Source organism: Lysinibacillus sp. BS3, from assembly GCF_039614735.1.
Classification (GTDB): Bacteria; Bacillota; Bacilli; order Bacillales_A; family Planococcaceae; genus Lysinibacillus; species Lysinibacillus capsici.
The window spans coordinates 3,520,053-3,532,348 of the sequence record NZ_CP154860.1 but is presented as its reverse complement, the minus strand read 5'-3'; the positions used below and the strand labels follow the sequence as shown (position 1 = coordinate 3,532,348).

Annotated in this window: 13 protein-coding genes; 6 read left to right on the top strand and 7 right to left on the bottom strand. The window is 35.8% G+C overall.

All coding sequences use genetic code 11. The features are described 5' to 3' along the window. The first annotated feature begins 103 nt into the window (after window positions 1–103). Entirely contained in the window at window positions 104–1,195 is a 1,092-nt protein-coding gene (locus AAJG31_RS17460) for a sugar diacid recognition domain-containing protein (RefSeq protein WP_279496131.1), read from the top strand. 22 nt (window positions 1,196–1,217) lie between these two features. Here the strand turns inward: AAJG31_RS17460 and AAJG31_RS17455 are convergent, their stop codons facing one another. Further along, window positions 1,218–2,723, bottom strand: coding sequence for a coproporphyrinogen III oxidase (locus AAJG31_RS17455; RefSeq protein ID WP_279496133.1), 1,506 nt, complete (start codon window positions 2,721–2,723; stop codon window positions 1,218–1,220). 165 nt (window positions 2,724–2,888) lie between these two features. On the opposite strand from AAJG31_RS17455, the gene AAJG31_RS17450 reads away from it, so the two are divergent. Further along, entirely contained in the window at window positions 2,889–3,287 is a 399-nt protein-coding gene (locus AAJG31_RS17450; protein ID WP_279496136.1) for a hypothetical protein, read from the top strand. 50 nt (window positions 3,288–3,337) lie between these two features. On the opposite strand, the gene AAJG31_RS17445 is transcribed toward AAJG31_RS17450, so the two are convergent. The 4 genes from AAJG31_RS17445 to AAJG31_RS17430 all read right to left on the bottom strand — a co-directional run bounded on the left by AAJG31_RS17445 (window position 3,338) and on the right by AAJG31_RS17430 (window position 6,678). After that, window positions 3,338–4,249, bottom strand: a complete 912-nt coding sequence (locus tag AAJG31_RS17445) for a copper amine oxidase N-terminal domain-containing protein (protein ID WP_112116643.1) — start codon at window positions 4,247–4,249, stop codon at window positions 3,338–3,340. A gap of 119 nt (window positions 4,250–4,368) precedes the next feature. Continuing rightward, entirely contained in the window at window positions 4,369–5,031 is a 663-nt protein-coding gene (locus AAJG31_RS17440; RefSeq protein WP_048391789.1) for a ribonuclease H family protein, read from the bottom strand. Between the two features lie 141 nt (window positions 5,032–5,172). Then, entirely contained in the window at window positions 5,173–5,520 is a 348-nt protein-coding gene (locus AAJG31_RS17435) for a YlbF family regulator (RefSeq protein WP_004230811.1), read from the bottom strand. A gap of 15 nt (window positions 5,521–5,535) precedes the next feature. Next, window positions 5,536–6,678, bottom strand: coding sequence for a DUF445 family protein (locus AAJG31_RS17430; RefSeq protein ID WP_048391791.1), 1,143 nt, complete (start codon window positions 6,676–6,678; stop codon window positions 5,536–5,538). A gap of 208 nt (window positions 6,679–6,886) precedes the next feature. Here AAJG31_RS17430 and AAJG31_RS17425 point away from each other — a divergent pair, with 208 nt between their 5' ends. The 4 genes from AAJG31_RS17425 to AAJG31_RS17410 all read left to right on the top strand — a co-directional run bounded on the left by AAJG31_RS17425 (window position 6,887) and on the right by AAJG31_RS17410 (window position 10,520). After that, window positions 6,887–7,090 (top strand): YheE family protein, encoded by a 204-nt coding sequence (locus AAJG31_RS17425; protein ID WP_048391848.1) that lies wholly within the window; start codon window positions 6,887–6,889, stop codon window positions 7,088–7,090. A 171-nt stretch (window positions 7,091–7,261) separates the two neighbouring features. Further along, on the top strand, window positions 7,262–7,678 hold the full coding sequence (locus AAJG31_RS17420; protein ID WP_259949882.1) for a hypothetical protein: 417 nt from the start codon (window positions 7,262–7,264) through the stop codon (window positions 7,676–7,678). A gap of 455 nt (window positions 7,679–8,133) precedes the next feature. Continuing rightward, a complete protein-coding gene (locus tag AAJG31_RS17415) occupies window positions 8,134–9,426 on the top strand; it encodes a hemolysin family protein (protein ID WP_231595601.1) in 1,293 nt (430 codons plus the stop codon). A 191-nt stretch (window positions 9,427–9,617) separates the two neighbouring features. Further along, window positions 9,618–10,520: a cation diffusion facilitator family transporter gene (locus tag AAJG31_RS17410; protein ID WP_279496141.1), complete on the top strand. Its 903-nt coding sequence runs from the start codon at window positions 9,618–9,620 to the stop codon at window positions 10,518–10,520. A 17-nt stretch (window positions 10,521–10,537) separates the two neighbouring features. On the opposite strand, the gene AAJG31_RS17405 is transcribed toward AAJG31_RS17410, so the two are convergent. Together AAJG31_RS17405 and AAJG31_RS17400 are read right to left on the bottom strand one after the other, a co-directional pair. Further along, window positions 10,538–11,275 carry an effector binding domain-containing protein gene (locus tag AAJG31_RS17405; RefSeq protein ID WP_048391797.1) on the bottom strand — a complete coding sequence of 246 codons (738 nt, stop codon included), beginning with the start codon at window positions 11,273–11,275 and terminating at the stop codon, window positions 10,538–10,540. A gap of 65 nt (window positions 11,276–11,340) precedes the next feature. Then, the gene (locus tag AAJG31_RS17400) at window positions 11,341–12,267 is read right to left on the bottom strand and encodes a YafY family protein (RefSeq protein WP_279496144.1); all 927 of its coding nucleotides are present in this window, start codon (window positions 12,265–12,267) and stop codon (window positions 11,341–11,343) included. Window positions 12,268–12,296: the final 29 nt, after the last annotated feature.

Sequence of the window (12,296 nt, the reverse complement as noted above, 5' to 3'; positions counted from 1 at the left end):
CGCTTACAATTTATTATAATGACAATAAATTCAGAAAACATTATAATAGGTGTACAATTTATCTGTCATATAACAGGCTGTTTTTTATGCGAGGTGTATAAACATGTTGACAAAAAAGTTAGCAGAAGACATCGTCCATCAAACGATGTTGCGCTTGCGTCACAATATTAATGTTATCAGCCCAAGTGGAGTCATTTTAGCTTCTGGGGATAAAATGAGGGTGGAAAATATTCATGAAGGTGCACTATACGTAGCACAGACAAAAGAGACTCTAATTATAAATGAGGAAAATATAGCACTTTATCCAAACACAAAACCAGGCATCAATATGCCAATTATGTATCAAGATGAGGTTGTAGGTGTTATAGGTATTACAGGAGATTCAGAGGATATGCTTGAAATTGCTAATCTCGTTCAACTCACAACAGAGATTATGGCCCATCAAGCGATTGTTGAATCTAAAAGCGAATGGCAACGAAAGAATAACGATTACATATTTGAAGCACTCGTTCATGGAAGTAAGCTAGACGGAACCTTAACTGAACGGATTCAGAAATTACCATTTGCTCTTTCGGGCCCTTTTCAGGTGATTTTAGTGAGCTTAAATAAAGCATCCTACGCAGAAAATACAATACCCTTCTTTTTTGAGGATCTATTTTATAAACAGCCTATTCTTGCTGGTCATAGCCAATTACAGGAATACTATATCCTACTAACAAGTTGTATGGAGCAAAATTGCCGTCCTATTATAAAAGCACTGCGTAAGCAGAAACTTCCCTCCCTTCAAATTGGGGTAGGGCCTGTGGTTCAGCATTTATCTCAGCTTCCCTATAGCTACCAAGGTGCCAGAACAGCTCTAAAATTTGCTGCAATCAATAATGAATTGACTTTTTTTGAAGATGTCGAGTTATATTCCCTTTTTAAACCTCGTGAATCGGAAGAGGTACAAGCATTTTACCGTCGTGTACTCAAAAATTTAGACGCTAAACAATTGGAAACATTACAATCGTTTTTTGATTGTAATTTACAGCTAAAGCATTGTGCTCAGCAATTGAATATTCATCGACATACACTTACTTATCGTTTAAATAAAATAAGGGAATTAACAGGCTATGATCCGCAATACTTTGAGGATGCTGTTCTGCTAAAAATGGCCTGTACATTACGAACACTACAAACAATGAAGGCAATCTGAACAGATCAGATTGCCTTCATCATTAAGCCTTATATAATTCATTTAAAAATTCTATTTTCTTCCCAATAGCCTCTTCAAAGGTCATAATATAGGCAGCAGGATCTTTCGGATTATGGAATTGTGTAATTCTCCCTGTTTCGGGATGAACAAATTTTGAGGATGCCCCACAGCCAATTCCTAAGATTGTCTGCACTTCTTCCATAATAACGATATTATAAATACTTTCTTCTCCCGCTTTACTATAGCCCACATTTTCTAAATTACCTAAAATATTTTTCTGACGATATAAATAGTATGGAACATAATCATTTTCTTTTGTCCAAATTTGTGCCATTGCCATCATTTCAGCTACCGTATCACGGTCGGCTACTTTGTATTTATCCTTATTACGCGTCATCTCTGAAGCACGTTTAAATGATAGCGTATGAACAGTTAAAGACTCTGGCTGCATTTTTGCCGATTCCTCTAATGAATGTTGGAATTCTTCAATCCCTTCATTCGGTAGCCCAATTATAAGATCCATATTGATATTGTTCATACCTGATTCTCTTGCAAGCCAAAACTTATCAATGGTTTCCTGGACTGTGTGATGACGACCAATTGCTTTTAATGTTTCATCAGTATAAGATTGTGGATTTACACTAATACGATCAATACCCCATTTTTTTAGTACTTCTAATTTTTCTGGTGTGATGGTATCAGGTCTTCCTGCTTCAACTGTCACCTCTCGAATTGTTTCAGGGTTAGGGAATGATTCATACATCGTTTGATATAAGGCATCCATTTCATCGGCCTCAATTGAAGTCGGTGTACCACCACCCCAATAAATGGAGGTGATTTTCATATCATTGTCCTTCAGCCATTTGCCCATTTCGCGCAATTCAATATGCAAGCCATCTAAAAAAGTCGTAACACGCCCTTGCTTACGATTACTACCAATCGCATAGGCTGGGAAAGTGCAATATGCACATTTGGTAGGGCAGAATGGAATACCAATATAAACACTGATTTCTTGTCCAATGGAATCAAGATCAGGAATGGTCACTAGTTGTCGGTCCACAATTTCCTTTAATAGTCCAACTTTTTCCTTTGATAAGCGGAAATCTCGAATTAATAGATCAGCAATTTCTTGCTCACTTTTACCTTCTTTTCTAAATTTATGATACAGCTTTGTTGGGCGTACACCCGTTAAAATCCCCCATTGCTGATGCACTCCAGTATGCTGTTCAAGAACATCTAAAAATACATGTGACAATGCACGTTTTATGCGAATATTTAGCTCACGATCTGTTGCCGGGGACTCATATTGAATACTGTACTCATTCGTGTATTGCTTACCATCTACAATCAAGTTTGCTTTTGTAGAAATGGAAAAATCGTCTCCAGTCTGATAGTCAAATGAAGCAGACATATCTGCTCCCATTGGTTCAACCTTCAGCTTGGAATCCTCAAAAAATAAATTCGCAATATGATTTAATACGCGAATCCAATCTTCAGGATATTTTTGATCTATATGAATAATTTTCATTTCGTTTCGCTCTCTTCTTTTATATATTGCAGATTTAAGTTTAACAAATTTCTATGACTATAAGCAAAATAACAATTAGAATCTATAAAATAACAGAATATTCAGTTTAAATATAGACAAACTATTTTTTTGTCATTATAATTTTCAGAAAAGGTGGTGTCGAGAATGTTTATTTTAAAAAATGACAATTATACATCTGTTTCGAGCTTTATTCATCAAGTAGAAGTAGCATTCCACCATTTTGATTTAGAGCGCTGTGACGAAAAAACATTATATGTCACGGTAAAACTTAAATACGGCACACATAAAGTACTATGTGATTTTATTTATATTATTGATCAACAAGAAATCTATGGCGCTATTTCAATTAACAAGCATTATGAAAAGACAAGGGTATTTATTCAACAGCATTTTCAGCAATTTTTATTGTATTCAGATGAAATGGTATTAGCTAAAAACTTCATGAATACAATATCCTTTAAACAATGTCTCCAACAATTTGCGAAAAAGTATCCAGCCTTTATTTCCTCAAAGAACCATTACGCTCTAGCAATGGCTGAGTAACCACAAATAAAAATAGTATGCCAAGCATTGTTGGCATACTATTTTCTTAATTATTTTAAATATTCATCCACAAATTCAACAGGTACATATGTCTTTGTATTTTTTAAAGTCGGTGCGACTGTTAGTGTACGTAATGCCTTATTATAGCCAAATGTTTTTTCACCGCGAGTAATTGTGTAAGACATATTCCCTTTTGAAAGGATTGCCCCCTTGCCTGTAGAATCCACTTTGAAGCCAAGCTTTTCAGCGATCACACGTAATGGCACCATTTTTGTACCAGCTACTTCATAAGAATCTGATGCGATAATATTATCAATTTCTTCATTTATTGGATTCTTAGTAGTTGAGGAATCATCGTCCAGTACAATTACTTTAGATGGTGTTGTTTGAGCTGGGATACTTTTAGTAGAGGCCGTATAGAAAACAATCAGATGCTTCTCTGCTAAATCTTTAGCGTCCACCTTTTCACCTTTTTCATTGAATAGCTCTGTTTCTTTCCCAATATTTAATTTTAAAATATCATACGTATTAGTTAAATCTTCAAAGAAATAATCCACTTCTACAAAACCAACTTCTTCTGTTTCAACGATGACAACCTCTGGATTGAATTGTGGTGGATAAATATATTTTTGCGGTTTGTTAGCAAAGGTATAAGCTAATACTTTATCACCCTTTTGTAGCTCCACTTTCTTCCCAGTATTGTCGAACACGAGAGTATCTTTAGTAATTTCTAATACATTTGTTTGCTCGCCTTCTTTTACTGTGTAATATGTAATATTTTCCCCAACACGAACATCTTCCACAGTACCACGAGTATCATTAAAAATGTGTACGGGATCAATTTGTATTTGTGGTACCTCTGCTTCTGTAGATTGCTGCTCATTTGCTGAAGCTACCGGTACAAGGGCACTTCCAAATAATAATGCAGACATAGCTGCAGGTGCTATTTTTTTCATGTTCATAAAATCTCTCCTTATTGTTTGGATTCATAGTAGTAGTAGTTTTAAAATGGAAAAAGTTTCAGTGCAAACCGAGGATTTTATGAGAAAGAGGTGGCAGTATCTACTGCCACCTCTTATTCCTATTCTTTAACAATCTCGCTCAAACCAGTAATATCGATGCCATTTAAAGCTTGAGTAGCAAGGCGATCTGCTTCCGAATTATCCTTACGTGAAACAAGCTGGTATTCGGCTTGAATGTGAAGTTGCTCCAGCTTAGCATCAATTTTATCTGCCCAGCTTGCTAGTTCTTTTTCCAATGCTGGCCATTCCCCATTCAGTTGATTGATGACCACTTGTGAATCTCCTATAATACGCACAGGCAAATGGTGGACATTTAAAAGTTCTAGTTCTACTAAGGCTAAATAAAGCGCTGCATACTCTGCCTCGTTATTTGATTTCAATTCAGACGAAAAGGCATTCCTTCTCAATCGTAAAGGTTTACCATTTTGTTCGTAATAAATGGCGCAGCCTAGTCCTGCTTGCCTTGTCCCACGATCAAAACCTCCATCAAAATAGAGCGTAATATTATGAGGCTCTGTATCAATTTCCTTTAAATATGCTTTTAGCTCTTTAAGTGACCAATTTGTATCTTGCCGATCCATACAATGTAGCGATTTTACCCTTCCCGTTCTTTCCATGTCCTCTGCAAGTAAAAGTGCTTGAGCTGCAGGCATTTCAGCTGAACGTAAAACTGTTGTTGCTCCTTTTGGTGTTTTATAGGTCCATTCAATGATGACATGCATATTCATAACCTCCCATACTCTTTAACTGGTACATAAAGCAAAAACGTGTACCGACCAATAGCGGATACACGTTTTCCTCTCACTTGTTATATGTGCAATTCCTAGAAAATTTATTCCTTTTTAAATTGCGATTATCACCTTTTATTGAATTCCTTCATATAAACCTTGGATAGGTTTTATTAAAATGCGATTTACTTCTTCGATTACTTTACTTACCTTCATTTCTGCCTCAAGCATCGTTGAAATTTTTTCATTTTGCTGTGCAAGCTGTGCCGCTTTTTGTGCATAGACAAGCTCATCCTCCAAAATATCCTCACCAGCTAATTGCTTTTTCTGTAATTCGATTTGAATTTTACGGAAGTTTTTAAAGACATTTAATGCCTCTTCATCATTTTTAACAACTTCAACAGCAGCTTTTAACGCTTCAAATTCTGGAATCTTACGGAAAGTTGCTTCTAGCGCATTAATGTCATTATAAATATTAATCATTCATACAATCTCCTTTTAAATAAAGTAAACAATCAAGCCTTGCACAATCCCAATCAATCCACCAAGCACTGCACCTAATACAGTAATCATTTTAAACTCACGTTTTGAAATACCTAATACAAGCTCCTCTAATTTCTCTACTGGGAATGAGTCAACCTGCTCTCGCACAACCTCTTGTAAGTTTAAACGTTTTAGTACATCCTCAAGTTTTTCCTCTGCCTTCACAAAAGCTTTTTCTATAGCTTGTGGAATCACGGTATACTTCGCCCAGTCATTTCCTTCTGGCCAATAATAAGAAATCGGTTGATTTAAACGTTCAGAGATTGCTAATTGTTCTTTCACGTACACTTGTAATTTCGATAAAATGGGGTCAAATTGAACATCTTGCAAAAAGTCCATAGCGGGTCGATCTTTAAGTTTTTCCCATTCCTGTGAAAATATTTTTGTTAGTAATGTTGTTGTTCCTGGTGCTTGTAAAAACTTCACAAGCTCACGTTGAACTTTCCCAACTAATGAAGAGGAATCACCTAAGAACATATTGATCATGCCGCCTAGAGACCCTTTTGATGATAAAAAGTCATCAATCATTGCCTTAATCGTCATTTCACCTTCTGGTGATAAAAAATAATCCTCGCCTTTTTCTAAAATGTGCTGAACTGCTACTGGAATTTTAGCATCAATTGTATTTTGGATATCATCTGATAGCAGCGTACGAATTGATTTTGTTGATAGTGTATTCTTTACCGACGAAAATTGTCCCTCAACAATTGCTTCAACCTTCTGTTCAATGGTAGTAGGTAGATGAGCAAACCCAGCTAAGTTTAGCCAATCCTGAATTGTTTTGTCGTTTGTAAAGATTGTTTCTTCAACTTTTGTTTGCACAAAGTGTTCTACTTTGTCTTGAATATCCTTAGAGAAAAACTTTTTTCTAAATGTTTCAGGCGTGAGTAAATAATTAACTACTGTAAGACCCAACTGTTTAGCTAATTCATCACGTCGTTTGGGTATAAGGCCTGGTGTAAACGGTACACGCCAATTTTTAATATATATCGCTTTATATGGACGAAAAAGCATTTTAATGGCTAAGTGATTTGTAACGCCCCCAATTGCAGCCCCAATGATAGCCATAAAAAGTAATGTCACTATAAAATTATCCATTAGTATCCTCTCATTTCAATTGTATTCAAGATTGGCGTATTTTGTCGCCTTCTGCACTCATTATAGCAGAGCAATGATTTTCAACGAAAGAAATACCCCTTTAGAATTTCAATCTCATCCTATTTACTTCTATGAAAAGTGAATAGTTGCAAAAATACCTTTATACTTGAATAATATGACTACATACTATAAGAAGCGAGGTTTGATGATGATTCAACATTTCAGTTTTAAACCACTATTTGAAAACACGCAACTACCTGGGTGGTCTATTTCATTTTTTTATCAACGAGAACGATACCAAGCGGAATATTTAAAGGACGGTACGATTGAGTGGATAGGAGCCATTCCATCAGACGAGGAGGTTGTTAAAAAAATGATACATGAACTTATGCTGTTTCATGTATACGATTGAATTTGATAGTCAATTTTTCGTTGTGATCCCGTATAAAAATACCTATATTTACTATTAATAGCACGCCATTTAAGCTAATTATGTTGAATCCTGTTGAAATTTGTATATTTTTCTTATACATTTATGATATCAGCTTAATAGTAAATGTTTTTTATGCAGGGGGCCATTTCAATGAGTAAAGTCACACTTTCGGATGACTTAAATAGCTATAATTCAAAAGCGTTAATTCGTGTAAAAGTAAAAGAATTTTTTTCAGAATTTTCCGCTAAAATATTCGAATTAGTGGATGAAGCGGGTGCTGTTAATAGTAAGAAATTCGAGGAACTTTCTGGCTATAAAAGCGACTTTTACAATGAGTATTGCAGTCAACTAAAGGGCTTCTTTGATTTTTCTACTAGCTCTTTCGGCAAGAAATCGATTAAAACGTTCTATTTAACGTATAATAACAAGAACTATGTTTTAACACAGCAAGGCATAACGGAAAAAGCACCTGTATCTATCGCTCCGTTTACAGGTGAAATACCTTTAAAGGAAACGGTTCATGATGTTGAAAAAGCGTGTTTAAAATTACGCTTCCAGCAAGAATAAATAGGTCAAACATTTAGAAAGGGGGAGTCTCAAATGATGATTGAGACTCCCCCCTTTCTATAAAAAATAATTCATTTAAAAAAATCCGCAAGCTAAAGCACTCTTGAGATTTTTGACGTGTCGTATTATATGAGATGCAAAATGCTTCTTTCCCTAAACAAACTATCTTTGATCTTTCTAAAGTTAGCATATAGCCATGGTAATTACAATCTTTTGGTATTTGAATCTAGTTGCATTTTTTCAAAAGATCCATGAAAAACAAGTGAAAAAGTTGTTGTCAATATTTGTGTTTTTCTTTTAAATAATTTATGATTGAAACATCCAACAATTTTTTAAATCATAGGAGGTGTACACTTTGTTTACTTCCCTCATTCGGGCGGGAACAAAGGAATTATTTGGACGGAGACATATTGGAGATAACCATTAGGTTGGCGGCATTCGCCCTACTAATTATAATGACTGGATTTTTCGTTGCAACTGAATTTGCAATCGTAAAAGTGAGATCTACCCGCATTGATCAATTGCTCGCGGAAGGGCATAAAAAAGCGAAAAATGCAAAACGTGTTGTTTCAGATTTAGATGAGTACTTATCTGCATGCCAGTTAGGTATTACCATCACTGCACTTGGTTTAGGTTGGTTAGGTGAACCTACATTTGAAATCATTTTACACCCAGTGTTTGAATTTCTAAATTTGAATGGTAGTATTACATCTATCCTTTCATTCATACTTGCATTCTCAATCGTTACGTTTATGCATGTTGTTATTGGGGAATTGGCGCCAAAAACATTAGCCATCCAAAAAGCAGAATTTGTCACATTAAACTTTTCTGGCCCATTAATTATCTTCCACAATATTACGTATCCCATCATTAAGCTATTAAATGGCTCTGCCCGTGGTTTAACAGGTCTTTTCGGCTTAAAAATGATGTCAGAATCAGAAGTTGCTCATACAGAGGAAGAGCTGCGTATGATTTTGTCGGATAGTTTAAAAGGTGGAGAAATTAATAACTCAGAATATGAATATGTTAACAGTATTTTCGAGTTCTCTGATCGTCTTGCAAAAGAAATTATGGTTCCTCGAACTGAAATTGTCGGCATAGAAAAAGAGCTAACAATTAAAGAAGTGTTTGATTTAATGGGTGTTGAGCAATATACTCGTTATCCAATTCTGGATGGAGATAAAGATCATATTATTGGATTAGTTAACATGAAGCATTTATTAACCGCTTACATTAAAGATCCTAAAAATGGTGATAAGCCAGTCATTGATTATATGCAACCTATTATTCGAGTGATGGAAACAACGCAAATTAACGATCTATTACTAAAAATTCAACGTGAACGTATTCATATGGCCATTTTAATGGATGAATATGGCGGAACATCTGGTTTAGTGACGATTGAAGATATTATTGAGGAAATTGTCGGCGATATTCAAGATGAATTTGATGAAGACGAAATCCCGGAAGTACAAGAAATTGCAGAAAATCATTTTATTTTAGATGCTAAGATGCTTCTTGAAAATGTGAATGATATGCTTGGTACTGACATAGAAGATGATGATATTGATACTATCGGTGGTTGGTTCATGACGAAGCGTTTTGATGCAGTCGAAGGTGACAGTATTGAAGAGCAAGGTTTTGAATTTATCGCAAAAGAATTAGATGGTCACCATATTTTATACTTAGAAGTTCTGAAATTACCTAACAGTGATTTATCAAATGAATATGACGCAGTCATTGACTAAAATTGAATTGATTTGCCATACTTGTCGTGGTATTATTAGAAGCACGCTTGTATAATCTAGGCTATAAATATGGTCTTTTCTTCACACCTTATATAGGTGGGAGCAACGACCGTAATAAATAGATGAAACGACTCCCTTTTTAAAAGGGGGTCGTTTTCTAATGTCCGAAAGTTTTGCGAGGAGGAAACAAAATGGAGCTCTATACAAATTTACGTCAAGGGGAAAAAGGTGCATGGCTATCCATCGGTACATATCTAATCCTAAGCTCTGCTAAGCTTACAATAGGCTACATTGGTACATCTGAGGCCCTAAAAGCAGATGGTTTAAATAACACAACTGATATCATTGCTTCCATCGCGGTACTGGTTGGTTTACGCATTGCCCAAAGACCACCTGATTCCAACCACCAATACGGACATTTACGAGCTGAGACTGTTGCCTCTTTAGTCGCATCGTTCATTATGCTTGTTGTCGGTCTCCAAGTATTAGTTAGTTCCCTAAAAAGCTTGTGGGAGCCCACTGGTACAACACCTTCACTGTTAACAGCCTATGTAGCAATAGGTAGTGCAGTTGTCATGTATGTGGTTTACCGCTATAATTTAGCACTATCTAAAAAAATAAAAAGTGCCGCTGTTAAAGCTGCTGCCTTTGACAATCGCTCTGATGCACTTGTCAGCATCGGTACAGCCATTGGTATTTTTGGAGCCATTTTCGGCTTTCCGATCATTGATTCACTTACAGCTCTCATTGTTGCCTTTTTAATTATTAAAACAGCAGTAGAAATTTTTTGGGAAGCTGTTCAAAGTCTTACAGATGCATTTGATATTGATGAAGTTGAAACGTTATCGGTCTTAATCCGTAACGTGGACGGGGTAATGGAGCTTTTAGACTTTAAAGGACGTGCCCATGGCAATATGTATTTCATTGACGTAACTGTCACAGTAGATCCTTATTTAAATGTCTTTGAAAGTCATCGCATAACTGAAGAAATCGAACATACCATTATGCGTGAAAATCGCTTTTGTCAGGTTCTTGTGCATATTGAGCCACATATCATTCCTCCACAAAACGAAGAAAAGTCTCCTACCAATTGATTGGTAGGAGACTTTTCTTATTTAATAGCTATATAAATATCCACTTGTGATTCATGTGGATTAGCGCATCGTTCATCATACAGTTCAAAGTCGCCTGTATACGTTCGTTCAATTTTAGAATTTGCAAACCAAGCCCAAATCTCTTGCCAAGTTTGAATGACAACTTCAGGCATCATGCCTTTATCAGATGTAAAAACTAGATACTTAGCTGCTGGAATCTTTTTTACTACTAAATTAGCTTGAATGTCATCATTATTTACTTCTACACCTAGTGTAAGAGTATAATTACCATTCACATCCGTCTCATAGTCTGAATACAAACCATAGACATGACCATTTTTTCGCTCGGCTATTTGGTCCGTAATATTTTGCTGATAAAAGTGATCCCATAATTGCGGAATTTTAGCTTGCTCTGTTATTTCATTGGCATTACTTGTTTGAGTTGAAATACCCACGATGTTAAATGAGTTTAATTCAACTACTTTTGGTTCTCGCCACTCACATTTTCTCCATCGCTTTAAATTTGGCAAAAAGGAAGTCAGCATATTACGTGCTTCATTTTCTGGCATACCACCTTCCATAAGATGCGGTACACAAATTTCAATCATTTCGTCTACTGTTAACTGGGGTTGTTTAAACTCGCCCCCCTCGTAACAATATGTACAATAATCCTGACTTTTTTCCCCTTCTTTTTCAGTACCCAATAATGCCTCTTCTACTAAAGGCATACCGCAGCTTTGACAATAGCTTTGCATCGTCATTCCACCTTTCGCTTTATTTGTACTTACTATAGCAAAGGAAACCTGACAACTGTCTGTCATCAATTATTTAGATTTTTATATAATTGAACAATTTCTAAAGCTCGTTTTTGAATAATATCTCTTATATAAAGTGGTTCCATAATTTTAATGCGATGCCCAAAGCTTAACAAGAAACCATAAAGCCATTCATCTTCGGGTATAGATATATAAATCATGGATTGTTCATGGTCTATATGTTCTGCACCAAAGGATTCCTCCACTAATGTTGTAATGTCTTTATCAAAAGAAATGACTAAATCGACTACGTTTTGTGGTCGATGCCATTCTTTACCCCAAGGGAGTTCACTTAAATTCACTTCCTTATGCTCAAAGGTAGAATCAGCTTGAAGCAAATGTTTCATTCGCGCAAGCTTAAATAAACGAAAGTCCTTTCTTAATGTACAATAGCCATACAAATACCATATCTTCCCTTTTTGAACAATTGTATGTGGTTCGACTATTCGGCTTGTTTGTTCACCATAAGTAGTAGAATAATGAAAGCTTATGCAACGATTATTCTCTATAGCTGTCTTGAGCGTCGTAATAAGCTCTTTAAAGAGAGCGTTTGGTCCCCATGGACTAAGATCAACAAATAGATGGTCCATCGATTGTTTTACATGATCATCAGCAATACTCGTTATTTTCTCGAGCACGGCTTCAGCGTGGGAATCTTCATAGGTAGTCAAAGCACTTTTAATCGCAATAGAAAGTGACGTGAGCTCATCCTTCGTCAACACTTGCCTATCAACACGATAACCATCGATTAAACTAATGCCACCATTTACACCTTGCTGACTAATAACAGGTACACCAGCACAGCTCAATGTTTCAATATCTCGATAAATGGTACGAATCGAAACATTAAATAACTCTGCTAATTCCTGTGCCTTAACCTTTTTACGGTTGATTAATATCATCGTCATGGTTAGAAGTCTTTCTAATTTCATGGTAAAATCTCCTTTCTTGCCATCCCATT